Annotated in this window: 23 protein-coding genes; 11 read left to right on the top strand and 12 right to left on the bottom strand. The window is 32.4% G+C overall.

What is annotated here, in order from left to right:
* Positions 1–143: T9SS type B sorting domain-containing protein (locus tag VOI25_RS07750; protein WP_323788488.1), on the top strand; the 143-nt coding region annotated here is incomplete at its 5' end.
* 7 nt (positions 144–150) lie between these two features.
* On the top strand, positions 151–1,164 hold the full coding sequence (locus VOI25_RS07745; RefSeq protein ID WP_323788483.1) for a type IX secretion system membrane protein PorP/SprF: 1,014 nt from the start codon (positions 151–153) through the stop codon (positions 1,162–1,164).
* A gap of 141 nt (positions 1,165–1,305) precedes the next feature.
* On the opposite strand, the gene VOI25_RS07740 is transcribed toward VOI25_RS07745, so the two are convergent.
* Positions 1,306–2,475 (bottom strand): hypothetical protein, encoded by a 1,170-nt coding sequence (locus tag VOI25_RS07740; protein ID WP_323788482.1) that lies wholly within the window; start codon positions 2,473–2,475, stop codon positions 1,306–1,308.
* 7 nt (positions 2,476–2,482) lie between these two features.
* Positions 2,483–3,505, bottom strand: a complete 1,023-nt coding sequence (locus VOI25_RS07735) for an SIMPL domain-containing protein (protein WP_323788481.1) — start codon at positions 3,503–3,505, stop codon at positions 2,483–2,485.
* A gap of 217 nt (positions 3,506–3,722) precedes the next feature.
* Between VOI25_RS07735 and VOI25_RS07730 the strand changes: the two genes are divergently transcribed.
* From VOI25_RS07730 to VOI25_RS07720, 3 genes are read left to right on the top strand one after another with little or no spacing between them, the layout of a single operon-like run.
* Positions 3,723–5,876, top strand: a complete 2,154-nt coding sequence (locus tag VOI25_RS07730) for a histidine kinase (protein ID WP_323788480.1) — start codon at positions 3,723–3,725, stop codon at positions 5,874–5,876.
* A complete protein-coding gene (locus VOI25_RS07725; protein WP_323788479.1) occupies positions 5,877–6,611 on the top strand; it encodes a LytTR family DNA-binding domain-containing protein in 735 nt (244 codons plus the stop codon).
* 6 nt (positions 6,612–6,617) lie between these two features.
* Positions 6,618–7,130 (top strand): gamma carbonic anhydrase family protein, encoded by a 513-nt coding sequence (locus VOI25_RS07720; protein ID WP_323788478.1) that lies wholly within the window; start codon positions 6,618–6,620, stop codon positions 7,128–7,130.
* Between the two features lies 1 nt (position 7,131).
* On the opposite strand, the gene murI is transcribed toward VOI25_RS07720, so the two are convergent.
* The 8 genes from murI to VOI25_RS07680 form a co-directional block, all read right to left on the bottom strand.
* The gene (murI, locus tag VOI25_RS07715) at positions 7,132–7,911 is read right to left on the bottom strand and encodes a glutamate racemase (RefSeq protein WP_323788477.1); all 780 of its coding nucleotides are present in this window, start codon (positions 7,909–7,911) and stop codon (positions 7,132–7,134) included.
* 69 nt (positions 7,912–7,980) lie between these two features.
* Positions 7,981–8,490 carry an OmpH family outer membrane protein gene (locus tag VOI25_RS07710; protein WP_323788476.1) on the bottom strand — a complete coding sequence of 170 codons (510 nt, stop codon included), beginning with the start codon at positions 8,488–8,490 and terminating at the stop codon, positions 7,981–7,983.
* A 33-nt stretch (positions 8,491–8,523) separates the two neighbouring features.
* The gene (locus VOI25_RS07705) at positions 8,524–9,573 is read right to left on the bottom strand and encodes an OmpH family outer membrane protein (protein ID WP_323788475.1); all 1,050 of its coding nucleotides are present in this window, start codon (positions 9,571–9,573) and stop codon (positions 8,524–8,526) included.
* Between the two features lie 166 nt (positions 9,574–9,739).
* Positions 9,740–12,325, bottom strand: a complete 2,586-nt coding sequence (locus VOI25_RS07700; RefSeq protein ID WP_416376064.1) for a BamA/OMP85 family outer membrane protein — start codon at positions 12,323–12,325, stop codon at positions 9,740–9,742.
* Positions 12,297–13,037, bottom strand: a complete 741-nt coding sequence (locus VOI25_RS07695) for an isoprenyl transferase (RefSeq protein ID WP_323788473.1) — start codon at positions 13,035–13,037, stop codon at positions 12,297–12,299. Before VOI25_RS07695 ends, VOI25_RS07700 begins: the two co-directional genes overlap by 29 nt.
* The gene (locus VOI25_RS07690) at positions 13,038–13,727 is read right to left on the bottom strand and encodes a DUF6089 family protein (protein WP_323788472.1); all 690 of its coding nucleotides are present in this window, start codon (positions 13,725–13,727) and stop codon (positions 13,038–13,040) included. It lies immediately after the preceding gene.
* A gap of 99 nt (positions 13,728–13,826) precedes the next feature.
* Complete coding sequence (locus VOI25_RS07685; RefSeq protein ID WP_323788471.1) at positions 13,827–14,711, bottom strand: NAD kinase; 885 nt, start codon at positions 14,709–14,711, stop codon at positions 13,827–13,829.
* Positions 14,711–15,367, bottom strand: coding sequence for an acetoin utilization protein acuB (locus tag VOI25_RS07680; RefSeq protein ID WP_323788470.1), 657 nt, complete (start codon positions 15,365–15,367; stop codon positions 14,711–14,713). The genes VOI25_RS07685 and VOI25_RS07680 overlap by 1 nt, the downstream gene beginning before the upstream one ends.
* 89 nt (positions 15,368–15,456) lie before the next feature.
* On the opposite strand from VOI25_RS07680, the gene VOI25_RS07675 reads away from it, so the two are divergent.
* From VOI25_RS07675 to clpX, 6 genes are all read left to right on the top strand, one after another.
* The gene (locus VOI25_RS07675; RefSeq protein ID WP_323788469.1) at positions 15,457–16,170 is read left to right on the top strand and encodes a pyridoxine 5'-phosphate synthase; all 714 of its coding nucleotides are present in this window, start codon (positions 15,457–15,459) and stop codon (positions 16,168–16,170) included.
* A gap of 63 nt (positions 16,171–16,233) precedes the next feature.
* Positions 16,234–16,998 carry an alpha/beta fold hydrolase gene (locus tag VOI25_RS07670; protein WP_323788468.1) on the top strand — a complete coding sequence of 255 codons (765 nt, stop codon included), beginning with the start codon at positions 16,234–16,236 and terminating at the stop codon, positions 16,996–16,998.
* A 27-nt stretch (positions 16,999–17,025) separates the two neighbouring features.
* Positions 17,026–17,373, top strand: coding sequence for a phage holin family protein (locus VOI25_RS07665; protein WP_323788467.1), 348 nt, complete (start codon positions 17,026–17,028; stop codon positions 17,371–17,373).
* Positions 17,374–17,481: 108 nt separating this feature from the next.
* The gene (gene tig, locus VOI25_RS07660; protein ID WP_323788466.1) at positions 17,482–18,804 is read left to right on the top strand and encodes a trigger factor; all 1,323 of its coding nucleotides are present in this window, start codon (positions 17,482–17,484) and stop codon (positions 18,802–18,804) included.
* An 88-nt stretch (positions 18,805–18,892) separates the two neighbouring features.
* Positions 18,893–19,567, top strand: a complete 675-nt coding sequence (gene clpP, locus VOI25_RS07655) for an ATP-dependent Clp endopeptidase proteolytic subunit ClpP (RefSeq protein ID WP_323788465.1) — start codon at positions 18,893–18,895, stop codon at positions 19,565–19,567.
* A 74-nt stretch (positions 19,568–19,641) separates the two neighbouring features.
* Positions 19,642–20,874 (top strand): ATP-dependent Clp protease ATP-binding subunit ClpX, encoded by a 1,233-nt coding sequence (gene clpX, locus VOI25_RS07650; RefSeq protein ID WP_323788464.1) that lies wholly within the window; start codon positions 19,642–19,644, stop codon positions 20,872–20,874.
* A gap of 284 nt (positions 20,875–21,158) precedes the next feature.
* Here clpX and VOI25_RS07645 read toward each other — a convergent pair whose 3' ends face one another.
* Complete coding sequence (locus tag VOI25_RS07645; RefSeq protein ID WP_323788463.1) at positions 21,159–22,388, bottom strand: hypothetical protein; 1,230 nt, start codon at positions 22,386–22,388, stop codon at positions 21,159–21,161.
* A 122-nt stretch (positions 22,389–22,510) separates the two neighbouring features.
* Entirely contained in the window at positions 22,511–24,046 is a 1,536-nt protein-coding gene (locus VOI25_RS07640) for a GH3 auxin-responsive promoter family protein (protein WP_323788462.1), read from the bottom strand.
* Between the last annotated feature and the right edge of the window lies 1 nt (position 24,047).

Genomic DNA, 24,047 nt, shown 5'->3' with positions numbered 1-24,047 from the left:
TAAGTCCTACTAGTGAGGGTTGGAATGGTACCTATAATGGAAGTCCAATGCCAACAAGTGACTACTGGTTTGTAGTTGAGTACATAGAACCTAATACATTACAACAAAAAGAATTTAAAGCCCATTTCACCCTGAAAAGATAAATTAGATATGAATTTTAAAAAATATTGTTTAATAGCAAGTTTAGCTTTATTTACCCAAATTGGTAACGCTCAAGAAGGATTACCGATTTATTCTGATTACTTAACTGATAATTACTATTTAATTCATCCGTCGATGGCTGGTGTTTCAAATTGTGCTAAAGTGAGATTAACAGCGCGCCAACAATGGTTTGGGCAAGAAGAAGCGCCGAGCTTGCAAACATTAAGTGTCAATACGAGACTTGGAGATTCTCCTTCTGCAGTTGGAGCTATTGTATACAACGATAAGAATGGATATCATTCTCAAACAGGTGCTTATTTTACCTATGCACACCATTTAATGTTTTCTCGTAATGAAATAGATTTAAATATGCTCTCATTTGGTTTAAGTGCAGGTTTAATCCAATATAAACTCGATGAAACGGAATTTTTAGCAGACGGCTTCGATCCAATTATTGCTGGTGTAGAACAAAGTGCTACTAATTTTAATGTTGATTTTGGATTTTCATATCATTTAATTGACTTTTATGCCCATGCTACTGTTAAAAATGTACTTAATAATGAAGGCATTAATTTTAACGAGCAAGGTTTAACTTATGATAACTTGAGAACGTATTTAATATCTGCTGGAAATACATTTAGTACATATAATAGTCCATGGAGTTATGAGCCGTCAATCATGTACATGTACAGAGATGCGACTGAAGAATCTTCAATAGACATAAATGCTAAAGTTTATAGAGAAATGGATTTCGGTAAGTTATGGGGAGGAATTTCATACAGAAGAAGTTTTGATGGTGCTGAATTTCAAAGTGGTAACGGTACAGGTATTAGTAGTCAAAAACTACAATATTTCACACCATTTTTTGGAGTAGATTATAATAATTTTGTATTTGCTTATACCTATTCTTATCAAGCAAATTCTGTAGTGTTTAATAATGGAGGCTTTCATCAAATAACACTAGGTTATAATTTCAATTGTAGAAGAGAGAAGTACGAGTGTAATTGTCCTGCAATTAACTAGTAAGTATTATATATAACATAAAAAGTCTCGAAATTTTCGAGACTTTTTGCGTTAGTGATGGAAGCTTTGTTGGAGCTCTCTAAACTTTTTGAGTTTGGAAGCGACTGCTGAGAGCACGACCTTGGTAACGCCCAACATAATTTACCATTTATATTTCTTTTCTTTAGCTTGTGTTTTTATAGCTGTAATCATGGCGTTTTCTAATTTATTAGCATCATCTTTTTGATGTTCTGCAATATACTTACGTCGTTTCTGATTTAGGGTTTGAATGTCATTTTGTATAGATTCTCTTTCTTCACTTTTTTTAGCAACATAAGCCTTTATTTCAGATTTACTTTTTCCTTTTAATTCTTTAGGTAAATCAACGTCCTTAACATCTTCATAGTTGAAATTTTTTTCCTTTTCAGCATCTACCAAATCCCAAGCGGAGTTTTTATACAAATGAGAACTTTTGCTTACTGTTCTACTTACTGCATTGGCACTGCTATAACCCATTGCGTTAACATCTTCAACTGATTGCTGCTGCATTTTTGATTCTCCAATTGCACCATACGCAACATAAGTTTTGTTAAGCTTTTGATTTAGTTTTAAAATTTGATCATCATAAGGTGTGGCAACATAAGTTGTTGCCTTGTTTTGGTTGATGGCCATATAGTCACCATGTGCTAAATCGGCTCCATCTTTCCAATACGTTGAAATACCTTGATCGTAATCACCACAAAAAATAGTATTGACAGTAACATCGTTTTTTAGTGCTAGTTTAGCAGCATCTTTATAACTAACACGACCTTGAGTGAATGGTTCGTTGCCAGCAATAAATATTAGTTTTAAATCATCTTGGTTATTTCCCCAACTTAATTGGTTTAAAGACGTTTTTATAACTTGTCCACAGTATTCATTTCCGCCATTTGTAGTTAATGAGAATAATTGTTTTGAGATTTCATCTAAATCGCTACTAAAAGCTAACACCTGACGTATATGTCCTTCAGTTCCTGTAAGATTATCATTGCCATATTCATATAAAGCAATTTCTAAATTTGGTTTTTCATCACCGCATTTTGCATAAGATAATTCATTGACAATATCCCAAAGTTGCGCTTTTGCTTGATCTATAAGACCATCCATACTATTACTTGTATCCAGTAATAATGCCACTTTTATAAATTGGTTATTTACCACATTTGTGGTTGTTTCATGTTCTACGGTTTCAGCTAATACTACGTCAGAATTGGTCGCTTTATTGTTGCCATTGCAGGACATAAAAGTAATCATGCAGAGAGCTAATACTGTTGTTTTTAAAATTGTTTTCATCTGTTATTTATTTATCTGTTTGTAATTCTTTTATATCTATGGTTCCGTTTGGTGAGACTACGAAATACTTATGTGTAGTTTCGGTTTTTGTAATAGGTTCGGGTTTTACTTCTTTTGGTTTTGGTGTGTATTGCAACCTAATATTCATGCCTATTTGAACTACAGGTTCTAATATTGTTGGATTTATAACCACATCGTAATTTTCATAGCTCAGCGGTTGATAATAGTAAGACGTTTGTTTTTTAGCAGTTGTAACACCTTTACTTTTATTTAAAGCTTCAAAGGACACACTGTTAAAAGCTTGATAGCTTTGGTAGAAATCTTTCGGGAAATAGCAATATTTGTCATCAGCGACTGCTACGTTATGTGTTGCTAAATCGAATCCTAAAACTTTATAATAACTTTTTTTATCTTCAATGAGCTTTAGGAGTTCTGTTTGTAAATTTTTATAGACTTCAGCTATATTTTCTATATAATAATCGACCTTCACTAAATTGTAAATTTCGCTTTCAGCACAAGCGGTTAAGATGGCTTCAAACTGATTGGTTTTTGTAAATTGAATATGAAGGTTTTGTTGTAATTCAAATCCCTTAGGAACCTCTGTATACGTTTTGCTAAAGAGTTTTTTCTGAACTTCAATTTCGTAATTTGGAACAAATGAAATCACATCAATAACAATATCCTTTTCTGGAATACCAATGCTCTTAAGTTTGTTTTTAACTTTAGTGATTCTGCCATTCATTAAGGCATTAGTGTTTTCTGCTGTAGCACCAATTTGAGATACATTAAATAGTGCTGTATAAGTGGTAGCCTGAACATTTTGCAATGCTTTAACATCTATAAAAATGGTGGTGCTTGGGTTGAGCGTTTTGCTTATCTGATGTTGTACTGTAGGATTGTAAACAGTAGCATTACCAGACTGCAATATGTTTTGCCTAGATATTAATTCGTCATAATTTCCTTTGTGCTGTGCAATACTAATTCCTGAAACCAATACGAAAAGAATGCTAGCTAAGATGTGCTTTTTCATTTTTAATTTTTGTTTTTTGATTGAATGCTGTCGTAAATCTAGGTGCAACTTATTTTAAGAAAAAACCAGAATGAGGTAACTGCTGCTCAGAATGAGTAAGCGTGATTAGATTTTGAGTGAACCCTACTTTTTAGGTGTTGTATTTATCCTGAATGCGATTTTTCAATTTTATTTAATGAATTAAAGTATGTAAGTTTAGTCTGTTGAAATTTTTATGATGAAGTTAATTATCCAATACAGTCTTATTTTTTTGTTGTGTACACCTGTGTTTCAAATGCAGGCTCAGCAGGACACTAATCGTGCAAATACACCATTGTTGTCTATTCGAGGTGCGGTCCGTGAGAGTGATACCTACAAACCAATTTCTAAAGTTAATATCGAAATTAATGGTGGTGCATATACAATTACTGATGCAAAAGGAGCATTTTCAATTCAAGCTAGGAAAGGTGATGAGCTCATTGTAAGACATAAAGATTTTGAAACCGTTTATTATACTATAGTTGATGAAGATCGCATTACTATTGAAGTAGAACCAGCTATACAACAAGCTGAAAATAAAAAGTATAAACGTGATATAAAAAGATTTAATTCCTTTATTGATTCGGTCACGACCTATAAGAAAATAGATGTTGCTAAAAGTATAAAGTTTGTCGGTGAGGCTTTAGCTCAAAGTAGTTCAATTGAGCAGAACGCGGAAGCTTATGAGGTTTTGGGAGACGTTTATATGTTTTGGAAACAGTATGATCTTGCAGTGACTAATTATCGAATTAGTCTCCAAAATGTAGAAACAAATACAGCAAAATTGGGTTTGGCTAAGGCTTATGGACTTAACAAAAATTATCAAGAAAGTATAGATACCTATGAGGCCATAAATAAAAATACTTTAAGTAACTATCAACTTATAACATGTTATGAAGGATTGGGAGATACATATTATAGTATTAAAAATTATGATGCTTCCCTTGATGCCTTTAATAAAGGACTCCAAATAGCTGAAAAGCATCTCATTTCACCTAAAATAGTAGATTTAAATTCAAAAATAGCACAAACGTATAATGCAAGTGGTAAAATTCAAAAAGCTGAAGTGTTTTTCGGTAACTCTATGAATCTTGCTGAAATGCAAACCAAAAAGCGTGCTTTAGAAGAGAAGGTAACAGTAGCCGATTTTCAGAATACCAATGAGAATTATGATAAGGAAATAGAATTACGAAAGCAAATTGTTGAAGATGTTAAAGAGGCTGAAAAAGATTCAGTCATCGAAAATGAAAGCGCATTAACTTCACAAAAACAAAACTATAAAATCGGAAATGCGTATGCCTTGCAAAAAGATTATGCAAATGCCATTCCTTATCTGGAAAAAAGTATAGAAGAGGCAGATGATAGAGAAGATCTCATTGTAAAAAAAGATGCTACAAGAAAATTATCAGATGTACTAGTAGATGCTGGAGATTTTGAAAAAGCTAAATCTACTTTTGAAGCCTATACTATGGTCGTTGATGAACTCTATATTAAAAGAGAACAAGAACTTTCACAAGCCGACCGACAGAGGCGAAACATTAGTGAGCAGCAAAACCGAATCACTAGTCTTTTGAGTGATAAAGAATTAAACGAAAGTCTAGCAGAATCTAGAGATAAAAATCAGCAAATTGTTATTTACGCTTTAATAGCTGGTATGTTGCTTTTAACGATTATGGCTTTTATGATGTATAAGTATATTAAACAACAGCGTTTTGCAAATAATTTATTGGCCTTAAAATCGTTAAGAAGTCAGATGAATCCGCATTTTATTTTTAATGCACTTAATTCGGTGAATAGTTTTATTGCTAGTAATGATGAACGAACAGCTAATAAATATCTATCTGATTTTTCGCATTTAATGCGATCGGTTTTAGAAAATAGCGAAGAAGATTTTATTCCGTTACAGAAAGAAATTGAATTACTTGAATTATATACCAAATTAGAGCATTTCAGATTTAAAGATAAGTTTGATTATACAATAACAATTGATGATGCTGTAGCTGTATCTGAATATTACATTCCGCCAATGTTGTTACAACCTTATATTGAAAACGCCGTTTGGCATGGGTTGCGCTACAAAACTGAAAAAGGACATTTATACATATCCATTGATAAAAAAAGTAACAGTGAAATTACAATAAGTGTTTCTGACGATGGTATTGGAAGAGAGCGTTCTAAAGCTTTAAAAACAGAACATCAGAAAAAGCAAAATTCAAAAGGAATGGGTAACATTAAAAAACGTGTCGCCATTTTAAATGTAATGTATAAAGATAAGGTTGACGTGTTTATTGATGATTTTCAAGAAGATAATGATGCAGGAACCAAAGTAGTAGTGACCCTAAAAAAAGATTAGATGAAACTGAAATCCATTATTGTAGAAGACGAAGAAACTAGCAGAGAAATTTTAAAGAATTATCTCAAAAAGTATTGTCCAAATGTTGAAATTTTAGGCGAAGCTGAAAATGTAGATGAAGCTTTAGTGTTGATTAGAAATCACGATTTAGATTTGGTCTTTCTTGATGTAGAAATGCCCTATGGAAATGCTTTTGACCTCTTAGATAAAGTTGGTGATGTCGATTTTGAAACCATATTTGTAACGGCTTATAATCACTATGCTGTTGAAGCATTAAACGCTCATGCTTCGTATTATTTAATGAAACCAATTTCTATTGATGATTTAATTAAAGGTGTAGATTATGTGGCTGACATTAAAATGAAAGAAGATGCCTTGCAAGATCAAGTTTTAGTGCCTAAAACGAATACTGTTAATGGGAAAATAACCATTCCACAACAAAATGGATTTGAAGTCATAGAAACTGCTGATATAATGTATTGTAAAGCGGATGATAATTATACAGAAATTTACTTAAATAACAATAAAAAGAAACTCGTGAGTAAAACCTTAAAATATTTTGAAGAAGCCTTAAGTGGGAGTAGTTTTGCAAGAGTTCATAAAAGTTATTTGGTCAATGTAAATGAAGTGACCAAATACTTAAAGGGAAAAGGAGGAAGTGTCGTTTTAAGTAACGGCAAACAAATTATGGTGTCTGCTTCAAAAAAAGCCGATTTCTTATCTTATTTTAAATAATATACCATGCCAATAATCAAACCAGTAAAAGGAATTCACCCACAAATACCAGAAGACTGTTACGTCGCTGAAAATGCAACTATAGTTGGAGAAGTGACTATGGGAAGTCAATGTAGTATTTGGTTCAATGCCGTAATTAGAGGAGACGTGCATTTTATAAAGATGGGCAATAAAGTCAATGTTCAAGATGGTGCAATTATTCATGCTACCTATCAAAAATCGCCAACCACTATTGGAAATAATGTGTCTATTGGTCATAATGCTATTGTGCATGGATGTACAATTCATGATAATGTGCTCATAGGAATGGGAAGCATTATAATGGACGATTGCATTGTAGAAAGTAATTGTATTATAGCTGCAGGAGCTGTTGTTACTGCCAATACGAGAGTAGAGTCTGGAAGTATTTATGCTGGTGTTCCTGCTAAAAAAATTAAGGATATTAGTCAAGACTTAATTTCAGGTGAAATCAATAGAATCGCAAACAACTACGTAACCTATTCAAGTTGGTTTAAGTAGTTTAAAAATTTAATAATTCTACTTTAAATTTTCGTTCAAGAATGTCATTCAGAACTGTAGGATTTGTATTGGTATAAAACAAGTTTTCGGGTGTTTTAATTGTAGTATTGATCAATTCGTTTTGCTCAAGAATTGCCTTGGTCTGTTTCGCAACAGCTAACCCAGAATCTATTATTTTAACATGCTTAGGAAGGAGTTCTAAAAGTAAAGGAATTAAATAAGGATAATGAGTACATCCTAATACTAAGTAATCGATATCAGCATTTATCATGGGTTGCAAATAACCTTTTATCAAGGTTTTCATTTCATGTGAATAGACCTTGCCTTCTTCAATTAAAGGAACAATTCCTTCCCCAACCTGTTCAATAACCTTTATGCCATTACTATATAAATCGGTTGTTTGATGAAATAAGTCACTGGCAAGTGTGCCCTTTGTAGCTAAAATACCCACAGCTTTTGTTTCAGTATTAAGAGCGGCAGGTTTTATAGCAGGTTCAATACCAATAAAAGGGATGTCATAGGTTTTTCGTAAATATGAAATAGCGTTTGTGGTAGCCGTGTTGCATGCCACAACAATTAATTTACAATTTTTAGATAATAGGTATTCAGTGTTTTTAATGCTAAGCGCAATAATTTCTTGCTTGCTTTTATTTCCATAAGGCGCATGTTTGCTGTCTGCAAGATAGATTGAGTTTTCATTAGGTAAAAGCGCATGAATTTCTTTAAAAACTGATGTGCCACCAATGCCTGAGTCAAATATGCCTATAGGTTGTGTATTCATTTGTATTGCAAAAATAGAAAAGCCACTTTATTAAGTGGCTTTCATATTCAATTATTTTGGTGTAGTGACTTAGAATCCTAATTCTTTCTTCACGTCTGCCAATAAATCTTTACCATCTGCAACTAGAACTCCACTACCTTGAGTAGAATCTAATACATATTGAAATCCTTGTGCTTTAGAAACTTTTTCAATAGCCGCTTTAGCTTTTTCAAAAATTGGCTTTAATAAATCAGCTTCTTTTTTCTGTAAGTCTTGTTGAGCTTGACCTTGATATTGACGAATACTTTGCTCCATAGTTTGTACTTCTTGACCTCTAGCAGCATTCTCCTCGTCAGTTTTAGTATCTACTTCAGCTTGATATTGTTTTACTTTATTTTGAAGTTCAGTAGCCATCGTTTTGATTTCTGCTTCATAGGTTTTTGTCAACCTTTCAATTTCAGCTTGAGCAGTTTTCATCTCTGGCATTGCCTCTACTAACTGCGTAGTGTTTATATGTGCAATTTTAGTTTGTGCAGTTGAAAAGCTAGTTGCTCCAACAAAAAGTAAGCTTGCAAATAAAAGGGTTTTAAATTGTTTCATTTTAAAATTTGTTACGTGTTATAATTATTGTTTTTAGTTATCTTCATTAGGAATAGAGTCATTGCTTTTTTTCTGAGCTTCACGTTCTTCTTTAGCTTTTTTTCTATCCTCTAATATTTTTTTTCGTTTCTCATCTAGAGCTTTTTGTCTTGCAGCTCTATCTTTTAATTTTTGTTGTTTCTTTTCTTCAGCTATCTGAGCTGGTGTTTTTTCACTACTGTCTGCGGCTTTTTTTGCTGCAGTTTTAGCATCTGATGTTTTTCCGGCAGTTGTGTCTTTTCCAACTGTTCTGTTAGCACCATTTATACTGTCTCGTTCTGCTTTAGCATTAGCTCTATCATCAATAATTTTTTGACGACGTGCTGCAGCTGCATTTTTTAAAGAATCTCTTCTTTTTTGTTGGTCCTCTTGGCGTTTAGCGATTGCTGCTTCACGTTCAGATTTTTTGTCCTCTAACGCTTTTTGACGTTCATCAAGTTCTTCATTAATTACAGGAACAACTTCTTCTTTATCTGCTTCTTTACGCTCTGCACGTGAATTAGCTTGTGTTCGTTTAGATGATCTTGTGATACTTCTAATTACCAACTCACTAATATCAAATCGATCTGCAGAGTAGAGCATGACGACATCGGCAGATTTATCAAATATGAAATCATATTTTTTATTACCTGCAATTTCTTGAACTGCTGCAAAAATTTGATCCTGAATAGGCTGTATTAGCTGCTTCTTTTGAATCATTAAATCGCCATTAGGTCCGAAACGCTTTTGCTGATAGTCTAAAGTTTCTGCTTCTTCAAACCTAATATCTTCTAAACGTTCTTCATATAATTCTTTGGTTAAAAGAACACTTTCATTTTCTAACTGCTTTTTCTTCTGATCTGTAGCATTTAAACGTTGCTCAATTTCAGATTTCCATTGCTGAACTTTTTGCTCTAATTGCGATGTTGCTTGTTGATATTCAGGGATGTTTTGTAAGATATATTCTGTATCTATATAACCTATTCTAACACCTCGACCTTGCGCATTAGAAACAAAGCTCATTAGACCTAATACTGTCACTAAAAAAAGAACTTTATACTTCATCTGTTTTATTTTATAATTTACTGATATCTTCTAAGATTATTAAACTGACAGATAAATATAACGATTCCGTCAATGTTTTACTTTTCAAATTAACGAAATATATTCTGAAAAATTTTAACACACTCATTAAATCGTCATATTGCTTATAGAAAATATCGTGCCAAAATTAAAATTGCTGTCCAATAATAAAGTGAGTTTCCCATCCATTTTTAATTGTTGATCCAGGAATAGCATCAAATCCATGACCAAAATCAATACCTAATAATCCAAAGGCTGGCATAAAGATTCTAACTCCAAAACCTGCCGAACGATTAAGATTAAATGGATTGTAATCTCTAAAGTTATCAAAAGAATTACCACCTTCAGCAAACATCAAACCATATATTTTAGCTTGCGCACCAAGTGTGATTGGATACCTTAATTCTAATGAGAATTTATTATAGATAGTACCTCCATCTTGGGAAGATAAGGATTGATTAGGATAACCACGAAGTTGAATTACCTCTCTACCATCTAATGCAAAGTTACCTAAACCATCACCACCTACGAAGAAACGTTCAAAAGGTATAATACCTCTATCATTATTATAGGCGCCAAGGAAACCAAATTCTATACCAGATTTAATGACTAATTTCTTAACGATGCGAGTATACCAATCTCCTTTAAATTTCACTTTATAAAATTCCAGCCAATTGTAACGTTCTTGATCAATTTCACCAACTCTTATTTGGTCATCAGCATCAGTAAGGTCTAAGGCATCACGTTCATCTTTTAATGCTTTATAATCTACCTTATTAAATAATGAATACGGGAACGACATTTTTGCACTAATAGAAAAGCTAGAACCTCCTTCAGGATAAATTGGATCTGTATATAAATTATTTCGACTTAATCCAATTGTATATGATAAGTTATTTGAGTAACCATCACCAAAAGTAAATAAACCTGTATTGTAATTTTTTAAGTCGTAATGCTGAATACCAATAGATTGAGATAGCGTAAAATAATCATCAGGAACCTTTAATCGTTTAGCTAAACCAACAGATAAACCTGTAATATTAAAACGTTTATTTTTGTCTGCACCTCTTGTTATAGGATCAAAAAGATATTGTCTTGTATGAGAAATTGATGTTGATAATTGTACAGGACGTTTACCTCCTAACCATGGTTCTGAGAATGAAAAGCTATAGGTTTGGAAGAACCTTGAAGCTTGCAAACGTAATGCTAAAGTTTGACCATCTCCCATTGGTACAGGTTTATAAGCTTCTTTTTTGAAAATATCTTTAATCGCGAAGTTATTAAATGATAAACCAAGTGTCCCAATAAAACCACCACCACCATAACCACCTTGAAGTTCAATTTGACTAGAACCTCTTTCTACAACACTATACTCTAAGTCAACAGTACCATCATTTGGGTTCATGTTTTTGAAATCTGGAGTTATAAGTTGTGCATCAAAAAAGCCTAACTGTCCAAGTTCTCTAATAGTTCTAATAACATTTGCTTTGCTATATAATTGACCAGGTTTTGTTCTTAATTCTCTGTAAATAACGTGGTCATTTGTTCTATCATTACCAGTAACCGAAACATTATTAAAATAAGCAGGTTTCCCTTCAGAAACACGTATTTCCATGTCAATGACATTTCCGTCTGCACTAATTTCTACTGGATTAATACTAGAAAATAAGTATCCATTATTTTGATAGAGGTTAGTTAAATCTAAGGCGTCAGGTTTTGTGTCATCAGCAATTCGCTGACGTAATTTTACACCATTATAGGTTTCACCTTCTTTAATTCGCAATACAGAGTGTAATTGTTCGTCGGTATAAACACTATTACCAACAAAGGTGATTTTACCAAACTTATATTGTTCTCCTTCTTCTAGAGTGATGTTTAAACTAATAGTTTTCTTGTCTTTATAGATAATGGAGTCTGAAATAATTCTGGCATCTCGATATCCATTTTCTTTATATTTATCGATGATATTTACAAGATCTTCCTTATAGTTTTCTTCAATATATTTTGAACGTTTCAGTAGGCGAATAATATTCTTTTTCTTGGTGTTTTTCATGGCTTTTCTGAGTTTTTTATCAGAAAGTTTTTCATTGCCATTAAATGTAATTTTATCTATTTTAACTTTTTCACCTTTATCAATGTAAAGCAGCATATTTACACGACTTTTTTCAATGGAGTCATTTGTTACTTCACTAGTATTGACAGTGACTTTGGTGTTAAGGAAACCATCTTTTTTGTACTTGTTAGTGAGGTAAGTACGTGTGGTAGTTGTTAAGTTTTCAGTGACTTTTACACCTTTAGTAAGGTTATTGTCTTTTATAATAGCTTCTTTTTTATTTTTTTTGACACCTTGTATTTCTAATTCATTAAGTTCAGGCAAGTCAGCAAGATTAATTTCTAGAAATGCCTTGTCGTCTTCTGTTTTAATTAAGTATATGTCAATGCTACTAAATAATTTACTAGCCCAAAGCTTTTTTAAAGCATTACTAATTTCTTCTCCAGGTATAATAATTGCTTGACCTTTTCGTAATCCAGAAAAAGAGACAATGGTTGTTTCACTGAAATTGGTGTTACCTGTAACAGTAACTTCTTCAAGGATATAACTTTTTCCGTTATTAAAGCTGGTTTGTTGTGCAACAACTACGCTTGAAATAATGAAGATTAATAGTGTAGATAGTTGTTTTATGTAAGTTTTCAAAAGTAATTTATTAGCTAAGTTGTTCACTGGTTTTTCCAAATCGTCTTTCTCTGTTTTGATAATTTATCAAAGCTTCATATAGGTCTTGTTTTGTGAAATCGGGCCATAAAATATCTGTAAAATACAATTCGGCATAAGCAATTTGCCAAAGCAAAAAATTACTTATTCTGTGTTCACCACTAGTCCTAATTAACAAATCTACGTCTGGTAAATTTTGCGTGTAAAGATGCTTATTTATAATTGATTCGTCAATACTTTCAGCAGAAATTATATTATTTTTAACGTTCACAGCAATCTCTTTAATGGCATTAACCATTTCTTCTCTTGAGCCATAGCTCAGGGCTAAGGTCAAAGTCATATGAGTATTGGTTTTAGTTTTATCTATAACTTCTAATAATTCAGTATGTGCTTTTTTTGGCAAATCATTAAGGTTTCCAATTGCGGAAAGCTTGATATTATTATCTTGTAATGTTTTAATTTCTTTTTTTAAGGACTTTACCAGAAGCTTCATTAAAGTTTGTACTTCAAGTTTAGGACGTTTCCAATTTTCAGTAGAAAAGGCGTATAAGGTTAAATGTTTGATTCCAATTTCAGCACTGGCTTCAACAATTTCTCTTACCGATTTAGTGCCATTTTCGTGACCAATGACTCTGAGCATTCCTTTTTTCTTAGCCCAACGACCATTACCATCCATGATAATTGCAACATGCTGTGGTAATTTGTCTTTTAATATTTGGTCTTTTTTAATCATTTAAAAATTGCAATAACAAGGTCTTTGTCCAAATGTATATGTTAAGGTAAATCCTGTAAACACGTACCAATCATCACTATTTATGTTTCCAATACTAACTTGGTCTTTAAAATCACCATCAGGAACGCTTCCATCTAGTTCATCTGAAAATGTATATCTCGCACCAATTTCAAATCCTAAGATTATATGGTTGGTAATATTTGCTTTCATTCCTAATGCCATAGGAATACCAAAAGCCCAACTGCTTGTGTCTTCATTTATAATTTCTCCATTTTGACCATAAAAGAAATTATCATGTTTTGCTGTAGTAATACCAGAAAACAGATAAGGCACCACCTTTAAACCTGAGGAATGAAGGTTAAAATCCCAAAATGTAAATTCCATTCCAGCCGAAATTTCAAGTATACTAGTATTAAATCCATAATCTCTAGCTACTCGTCTTGGATCATCTGAATCTCTATCATTTGCAGTTAAATCTGCATATATTAGTGATACTCTCCAAGAATGTCTTGGACTACGATTCCATTTTAACATCAATCCAAAAGCAGGTGAATTTGGCGAAATATAATCTGTTGGTCCAACATCTCCAATAAAATTGCTTCCACCTACAAACGCACCAACTTCATATATTTGAGAATGGCTAGTTTGGGCGAAAAACACACTTAATAAAAATAAGATTAAATATCTCATAAATTTTTAAAAGTTTGCAAATATAACAATTATGATTTGCCTATAACAATTTGAGGCAAATAGTCTTAGAGATTAACAGTTTTAGTTTAAATTTATTGTTTAGTTTCGTTTGTCTTCTCCCCAAAGCATTTTTTTTCTTAGCGTATCAATAAAGCTTTCTTGCAGCAATTCAACCATCTTTATTTCAAAATCTGCCTTTTTTATAGTGACTATTGTTGAATTATGTAACGTGGCAATTCTAGAATCGAGGGATATTAAATAATGTTCTTCACGACCGTCTACTTTAAGTTGTATTTCTGTATTATCAGGTATTACAAGTGGCCTTGCATTAAGGTTGTGAGGTGCAATTGGTGTTAATACAAAACTATCAGTTTCAGGAGTAATAACGGGTCCTCCACAACTTAAAGAATACCCTGTTGATCCTGTTGGTGTAGAAATAATAAGTCCGTCAGCCCAATATGAGGTTAAATATTCAGAATTTAAATGCGTTTCAACTGTAATCATAGAAGTCGTATTTTTTCGACTTACAGCAATTTCATTCAGTGCAAAATTGGTTTCTATGAGTTCTTTGTTTTCCGGTTGTGTTTCTACACACAAAAGTGTGCGTTCAGAAATTTTATAATTACCCTTAATGATATCATCAACCGCAGATTTAATTTGATTGGTTTGAATTGTTGCCAAGAAGCCAAGTCTTCCAGTATTTATACCAACAATAGGTATTGATAAATCTCTTACATATGTAATGGCTCTCAAGATTGTTCCATCGCCACCTATACTAATTAATATGGAATATGAGTCGTCTAAGGACTTAAAAGTATCAAAACCATCTAATTTTGAAGGCTGTTTACTTTCATGCTTAATGATATTGAAAAAATCATTTTCAATACTAACAGCAACATTTTTTTGCAATAAAGCTTCTAAAAGTAGTTCTATACTTTCTTGAGTGCTATTATGATAATATTGTCCGTATATAGCAATTTTCATTATATATCTAGATATTTTCTTAAGTACTCTGAACGATCTTTTAAGTTTTCTACATAGGTGTCTTCTTCATGTCCAGATACTATATTATAACTATATCTTCTAAACGTTTGAATGACGTCATTGAGTCCAGCATTACCAATTTTTAAAGTAATTTGAACGACATCACTTTCCAATTTAGAGACGAATGCACCCAATATTTTTGCGTCATTAGATTCAACAATCTGACTTACTTCACTAAATGAATAATCTGCCAATCCTTTTTCTAAAACTAAAATACCTCCAGGCTCAGAAAAGAAAGGCGTTTGATTAAATAAACCAATAATGTCATTAAGTTCATAATAACCCAAATAATTATTTTTTGCACTCAAAACAGGCATAATATTACAAGAGTTTTGCGCAAAAGTTTCTAAGACATCTAACCAATTGGTATGTGATCTTACAAAGAATCCTTCAATCGCATAGTTACATTCGGCAATTGTTTTATCGCCATCAAAACAATGGGCATCAGTTTCAGAAACACAACCTAGATATGTGCCATTATTTTCAACTGGAATATGAGAATAAGTAAGTTCGTTAAATAGCATTTGTAAGTCACTAACCTTATCGGTAATGCTCAACGGTTTGATATCATTTATAATGTATTGTTGTAATGGCATAATCGGATTTATAATCAACCGCAAATTAATTAAAAATAACCATAATAAGCAGTAAGTACTTCGTATTTTTGCAGTTAAAATATGAACAAATGACGAAGTTAAGTGTAAATATTAATAAGATTGCTACCTTACGTAATTCTCGAGGTGGCAACACTCCTAATGTTGTACAGTTTGCAAAAGATGTTCAGCGTTTTGGAGCTGAAGGTGTAACGGTTCATCCTAGACCAGATGAACGTCATATAAAATATCAAGATACACGAGATTTAAAACCAGAGGTTTATACAGAATTTAATGTTGAAGGAAATCCAATTTCGTCTTTTATGGATTTAGTATTAGAGGTGAAACCAACACAAGTAACGCTTGTTCCTGATGCTGTTGATGCCTTAACTTCTAATGCAGGTTGGGACACTATTAAGCATAAAGATTTTTTAACTGAAGTCATTTCAGAATTTAAATCTAACGGAATTCGAACTTCTATTTTTGTAGATCCAGTACTTCAAATGGTTGAAGGTGCAAAAGCGACAGGAACAGATAGAATTGAACTCTATACCGAAAGTTTTGCACATCAATATAGTCTGGGAAATATGGAAGCTATTATTCCATTCACTAAAGCTGCAGAATTGTCTAATGACATTGGATTAGGAGTGAATGCAGGACATGACTTGTCTTTAGATAATATCAAGTTTTTTAAAGATCATGTTCCAGGATTACTTGAAGTGTCTATAGGTCATGCATTAGTTTCTGAAAGTTTGTATTTAGGGGTTGAAAATGTAGTACAAATGTATCTTCACAAATTAAAATAGTTAATAAATTGTCACATCGAGCACAGCCGAGATATCTCAATTTCAAATATCATTAAAAGTACAATGAAACTACATTCAAAAATTATGGGCGAAGGTCAGCCGTTTATTATTCTTCACGGATTTCTAGGTATGAGTGACAATTGGAAAAGCTTAGGTGTTAAATTTAGTGAAGCTGGTTATCAAATACATCTGGTAGACCAACGAAATCATGGTCGTAGTTTTCATGACAATGCATTTGATTATGAGGTTTTAGCTGAAGATTTGAAGCACTATTGTGACGATCATCAATTGAATAATATTATCCTATTAGGACATTCTATGGGTGGAAAAACTGCGATGTTGTTTTCAACGTTATTCCCAGAATTAGTATCTAAATTGTTGGTAGCAGATATCAGTCCGCGATTTTATCCTATTCATCATGATACTATACTATCTGGATTAAGTGCTTTAGATTTTTCTGAATTAAAAAGCAGAGGTGAAGCAGATGATGTTTTATCAAAATATGTTTCTGATTACGGAACCCGATTGTTTTTGTTAAAGAATTTATATTGGATTGAAATAGGACAGTTGGCATTAAGAATCAATCTAGAGGTGTTAAAAGAGCATGTATCTGAAGTAGGTGAAGCATTGCCAATTCATTCTAAATTTGAAAAGCCAACCTTATTTCTTCGTGGTGATAAAAGTGAATATGTAATGCCTAATGACGAAACTTTGATTAAACAACATTTTCCATTGGCTGAAATTGAAACTATTAGCAATGCTGGTCACTGGTTACATGCCGAAAATCCTAAAGAATTTTACGATGCTGTGATAAATTTCATATCTTAATCGCATAATCAAATAAACTTTTTTAATATGAATCTTATTTTAAGACTTTTAATTACTGCTGGTATTGTGTTGCTTTTAGCACATTTTTTACCAGGTGTTGGAGTAGACGGATTTGAAGCTGCGATTATAGTGGCAGTTGTCTTGGCATTGCTAAATGCAATTTTGAAACCGATTTTAATTATTTTAACCATTCCCATAACTATAGTGACATTAGGGCTATTTTTATTAGTTATTAATGCCTGTATTATACTACTAGCAGATAAGTTTATTGAAGGTTTTGGTGTTAATGGGTTTTGGACTGCTTTACTCTTTAGTATCTTATTATCTATTTCGCAATCTATTGCCTATTCGTTTTTGAATGAGAAGAAAAAATAGACTAATAATCAGTTAGTTAAAATATTGTTGGGTTGTAAAAAATATCGTATTTTTGCAGCCCTTTTTAACGTAAAAAAGTTAATCCCTTTCGGGTAGATAGTATATAAAATGAACATTACAAGAGAAAACATTGATGCATTAAATGCAGTGGTAAAAGTAGATATCGCAAAAGAAGATTATAGCGATAAAGTAGAGCAAATACTTACCGATTATCGTAAATCGGCTAACATTCCTGGTTTTAGAAAAGGTCATGTGCCAATGGGAATGGTGAAAAAACAATATGGAAAAGCTGTATTGGTTGATGAGGTTAATAAATTATTACAAGACGCTCTAAATAAATACTTAACTGAAGAAAAACTAGATGTACTTGGTAATCCGTTACCAAAACCTCAAGATGATTTAGATTGGGATTCTGATGCGTTTACGTTTGAATTTGAATTAGGTTTAGCACCTGAGTTTGAAGTCAACTTGAAAGGTAAAAAAGCCATTACACATTATAATATCGTTGCTGATAAAAAAATGCTTGATAACCAAGTTGAACATATCAGAAAACAATATGGTAAAATAGTGTCTGAAAAAACCGTTGCCAAAGATTCTGAAATCACTGGTGTTTTTGAAAACGAAGAGAAAGGTATCAATAACTCAGCAACAATTACTCTAGATAAATTTAAAGGAAAGGCTACCGAAAAGCAATTCATTGGTGCAAAAGTTGGTGATGTTATAACCTTAAAAACAAAAGGATTATTTAACGATGATCATGATTTAATAAACTTCTTAAAAGTAACTCATGATGATGCTCATGGCTTAAATGTAGAAGTGAATTTCACAATTAATGAAATCAACTCTAGAGAATTGGCAGATTTAGATCAAGAATTATTTGATAAATTGTTTGGTAAAGGTGTAGTCACTTCAGTAACTGAATTGAAAGATAAAATAAAAGAAGATTCTGAAAAGCAATTTGCTCAGCAAGGCGATCAAAAATTATTGAATGATGTGACTGAGAGTTTAGTTGAAAACACAAAATTTGATTTACCAGCTTCATTTTTACAAAAATGGATGCAAACTGCAGGTGAAGAAGTAATGGATGCAGATCAGGCTAAAGAAGAATATGAAAAGTCTGAAAAAAGTATGCGTTACCAACTAATAGAAGGGAAATTAATTGAAAAATTTAACCTTCAAGTTACGTTTGATGATCTTAAAGCACATGCAAGGGAGATGATAAAAGTGCAAATGGCTCAGTTTGGTCAAATGAATTCTACGGATGAGGAATTAGATGGTATCGCATCTCGTATTTTATCTAATAAAGACGAAGTGAAGCGCTTATCTGAACAATTGATGAGTACTAAATTGTTAAATCTTTATAAAGCAGAAGCAAATTTGAAGACAAAAGAAATAACTTACGATGATTTCGTAAAAGAGTTCTACAGTTAAAAGTTTACATTATAAATTAGTATATTTGAGCGTAAAACTGAATGGTTTTACGCTTTTTTGTTCACAATAAATTATTTCAAAAACACCTATGGATTACGGAAAAGAATTCGAAAAATTCGCAATAAAAGATCAAGGCATTAGCAGCACATATTACAACAAAATTATTAGTAGTATGTATCCAAATGCTTTAACACCTAACATTATAGAAGAACGTCAAATGAATATCGCAATTTTTGATGTGTTTTCTCGTTTGATGATGGATCGTATTATTTTTATGGGAACAGCCATTAACGATCAGGTCGCAAATATAATTCAAGCACAACTTCTATTTTTAGAAAGTACAGATGCTTCTAAAGATATTCAAATCTACATCAACTCTCCAGGAGGAAGTGTGTATGCAGGTTTAGGTATTTATGACACTATGCAATTAATTAAACCAGATGTAGCAACCATATGCACAGGTATGGCAGCTTCAATGGGAGCCGTTTTACTTTGTGCTGGTGAAAAAGGAAAGCGAAGTGGTTTAACACATTCTCGAGTAATGATTCATCAACCTCTAGGAGGAGCTCAAGGGCAAGCTAGCGATATTGAAATTACAGCTCGTGAAATTTTGACACTTAAAGAAGAACTATATAAGATTATTAGTAAGCATTCAGGACAAGATTACGACAAAATCTATGAAGACAGTGATCGTGATTACTGGATGAAAGCTGATAAAGCTAAAGAATATGGAATGATAGACGAAGTGCTATCAAGAGGATAAATATACTAGAGAGTTAAAAGAGATTTAAAGATTCAGAAATAATTCTTTTTAACTTTCTAATTATAACTTAAAAAATGGCAAAGGAAGATTTAGAATGTTCGTTTTGTGGTAGGAAAAAGCCAGAAACCAATTTGTTAATTGCAGGATTAGATGCACATATTTGTGATCGTTGTATCGAGCAAGCACATGGTATTGTTATAGAAGAATCGAAACAATCAGATAATGCAGAGTTGTCTTCTGAGTTGATGCTTAGAAAACCACTTCAAATTAAAGCATTTCTTGACGAATATATTATTGGACAGGAATATACTAAGAAAGTAATGTCTGTTGCAGTTTATAATCACTACAAGCGTTTACTTCAACCTTCTACAGATGATGATATTGAAATACAAAAGAGTAACATCATTATGGTTGGTCAAACAGGTACAGGTAAAACCTTGATGGCGAAAACAGTTGCCAGAATGCTTAATGTGCCTTTAGCAATTGTCGACGCGACAGTACTAACCGAAGCTGGTTATGTTGGTGAAGATGTTGAAAGTATTTTGACACGTTTATTACAAGCTGCAGATTATAGTTTAGAAAAGGCCGAAAAAGGAATTGTCTTTATTGATGAAATTGATAAAATTGCTCGTAAAAGTGATAATCCATCTATTACTAGAGATGTTTCTGGTGAAGGCGTACAACAAGCGTTACTTAAATTATTAGAAGGAACGGTTGTGAATGTTCCACCAAAAGGAGGAAGAAAACATCCTGATCAAAAGTTTATTGAAGTGAATACAGAAAATATCTTATTTATTGCTGGTGGTGCTTTTGATGGTATTGAAAAGAAAATATCTAAGCGTCTTAATTTAGCTGCAATAGGCTATAAGGCTGCACATGAAGGTGAATCTTTAGATAGTGATAATTTATTACAATATATAAATCCCAAAGATTTAAAAGATTTCGGTTTAATTCCTGAAATTATTGGTCGCCTTCCTGTATTGACCTATATGGATCCTTTGGATGCTAAAACCTTAAGAGCAATTTTAACTGAACCAAAGAATGCCATTATCAAACAATATAAGAAGTTGTTCGAGATGGATGATATTGATTTCTCAATTACAGATGGTGCATTAGATTTTATTGTAGAAAAGGCTATCGAGTATAAATTAGGAGCAAGAGGCTTACGCTCGTTGTGTGAAGAGATTTTAACTGATGCTATGTTTGAATTGCCAAGTGGTGATGAGAAAAAGCTAAATGTAACCAAATCTTATGCTGAAGGTAAACTAGAAAAAACAACGTTAAAGAAATTGAAAGCAGTTTCTTAAATTAGTTATACAACTTTTTATAAAAAAAATAAAACCACTCTTTTGGAGTGGTTTTTATTTATTTGGATTTAAAAACTAACATTGCTAAACAATATTTATAACTTTTTACAAAGTGTTTTTTAAGGGTTGAAAATCAAAAATTAAATATGTATTTCTGATTATTACTTTGTAAATATAATGGCAATTAATTGAGATAAAAACTACTTTTGACTGTTTTGGATGAACCTTATTAAATACTCGTTATGTGGTAGAATACTAGTGTAGTTCGTCGATGTTATTAAAAATCAGTTTCTAATTGCGGTTACTTTTGACGATAATTTTAATATTTCTCTGTAAATATCATCGTCAATTTGGAATGATGAAAAGGTTGATTCAAAATTCTCATAGCCTTTCTTTAATACTTTTATAGAATAGGTTTCAAAAGCTTTTACTTTAAAACTATAGTGTGCATCAATTCCTGTGATTTGACGTTCTATTTCTTGACCTTCTTCATCTAAAAGTAAAACTGTTGTATTTGATAATGGTTGATTCTTATCGCTTACAACAATGCCTTGTAATTGTTGAAAAATAGGATTGGCTTTGAAACGATAAATATCAAAACTACCTTCTCCATCAATTTTGTTTGAAGAGAAAAATCCATCGTCATTATTCACAAAAACGAAGGCAATTTCATCTTTCGGTGAATTTACATCTACACCTAGGTTTCTTGGGCTTTTAAATGTGTTATTCGATAGCGAACTAACAAAAATATCAAAGCCACCAAGTGTCTGATGTCCTTTTGACGAGAAAAATAATTTCTTTTCATCAGAAGATGTGTGAGGAAACTTCTCATCTTTTTCTGTGTTTATAGATGGACCTAAGTTTTTTGGTTGTTCAATTGAACCGTCTTCTCTTATATTAGACACATAAATATCGTAACCACCAATAGAACCTGGCATATTAGATGAAAAATATAATTGCTTTCCGTCTGAAGTGACATGTGGATTTTCAATTGAGTAATCGTCATTGCTTATGGCAAGTTCAAGTTCATCAGTCCAGTTCCCAGATGTATCATCAACTAGAATAGTTTTGTACAATTTATAATTCTTAGAATTTTCTCTAGAACTCCTTGTGAAATACATTGTTTTTTCATCAGGAGAGAATGACACTTGACCTTCATTGTCTTTGGTATTTATTATTCTTGAGAAAAATAACGGATTGGAAACGTTTCCATGACCATCAATATCTAAACAAAAGAGTTCAGAAAATGGTTCGTTAGTATGTTTGTCAATACCATTTCCTAGTCCACCAATTTTTTTAGAAGACACTACAATGAGTTTGTTCTTAAAAGTAGTAGAAGCATATTCAGTATACTTTGTATTGATGTCTTCTTTGTGTACAAAAAATTCTAGTCCGCTTTGGTTGAGTTCATCACTGCGTTTCGAGGATTTTTTTTCTACATTAGAATTAGAGGAGATTGAAGTGCCTACCAAACAAAAAAGTAAGGTAAATACCATGAGGGTTGAGGTTTTCATTTTTGGGGAATTATGATTAATAGCATTGTAAAGTTACCTCTAGAATGCTAAAACCTTAAAAATGAGATAGTTTATTAGTTGAACAGAGCGATTTTCCGATAAAAAAAGAAACCTTGCGAATTTTATCGACCAAAGGATTGGGTGGTGGTATTTAGTTGTAGAAGTTCATCCATATACTCACGATTATTAGATAAACGTGGAATTTTATGCTGTCCGCCAAGCTTATTATGTTGTTTTAGCCAGTCGTAAAACAATCGCTCTCTAGCAATATGAACTTTGGGCATATTAAGGGTCATATCATTATATCGTTTAGCTTCATAATCAGAATTTAAAGATTGAAGCGTACTATCGAGAAGCTCTTTAAAATCACTTACATTACTAGGAGGTGTTTTAAATTCTATAAGCCATTCGTGAGAACCTTTTTCTTTACCTTCCATAAAAATTGGAGCTGCCGTATAGTCAACAATTTCAGCATTTGTAGTTTTGCAAACTTGCCGCAATGCATCTTCAGCATTTTCAATAATTAGCTCTTCTCCAAATACATTAATATGATGTTTTGTTCTACCAGACACTTTAATTCGGTAAGGATTGGTTGAGGTAAACCGAATAGTGTCACCAATTTTATAGCGCCAAAGACCAGCATTAGTGGTAATAATCACAGCATAATTAACATCAATTTCTACCTCACTTAACGGAATCACTTTTATGTTGGCTGTGCCATAAGTTGACATAGGGATGAATTCATAAAAAATACCATAGTCTAACATTAGCAATAACTCACTACTATTGTTATGATCTTGAATGGCAAAAAAGCCTTCCGAAGCATTATAGATTTCGTAATATTTAAAACTAGATTTTGGTAAAATAGCTTTATACTGATCTACATAAGGAACAAAGCTCACACCTCCATGAAAATAGACTTCGAGGTTTGGCCAAATGTCAAATAAGTTGTCTTTACCTGTTGCGTCTAAAATTGTGTTAAGCAATACTAGCATCCATGAAGGAACTCCAGCCAAACTGGTAACATTTTCATTTATGGTTTCTTCAACAATCGCTTGCATTTTAGTTTCCCAATCACTCATCAATGACACGCGACTACTAGGTGTGCTGCTAAATTCAGCCCAAAACGGCATATTATCAATAAGGATTGCAGACAAATCACCAAAAACAGTTCCGTTTTCACTATACAATTCTTTACTGCCACCTAGTCGCAAACCTTTTCCGTTGAACAATTGCGAATCTTCATTATTGTTGAGATACATACAAAGTAAATCTTTACTTGCTGCATAGTGACAATCTTCTAAGGATTCTTGGCTAACTGGAATAAATTTACTTTTTGCATGTGTTGTGCCACTAGATTTAGCAAACCATTTGATTGGTGTAGGCCAAAATATATTGTTTTCACCTCTACGAGAACGTTCTATGACCTTTTGGTAGTCTTCATAAGATGAAATAGGAATGCGTTCAGAAAAGGTGTTGTAATTGGTTATAGAATCGAAATCATATTGCCTGCCAATTTCAGTGTCCTTTGCTTTAGAAATCAACTGAAAAAGTAATTCATTTTGTACTTCATTGGGATACTTTAAAAACAATTCAATTTGATGAAATCGTTTTTTTAAGAACCATGATGCAATTGAATTAACTAAGGGAATCGGCATT

Origin of the sequence: Psychroserpens sp., assembly GCF_034670085.1 — a bacterium.
Taxonomy (GTDB): Bacteria; Bacteroidota; Bacteroidia; order Flavobacteriales; family Flavobacteriaceae; genus Psychroserpens.
Note: the sequence above shows the minus strand (reverse complement) of the source record. Positions and strands in the feature narration are given on the sequence as shown.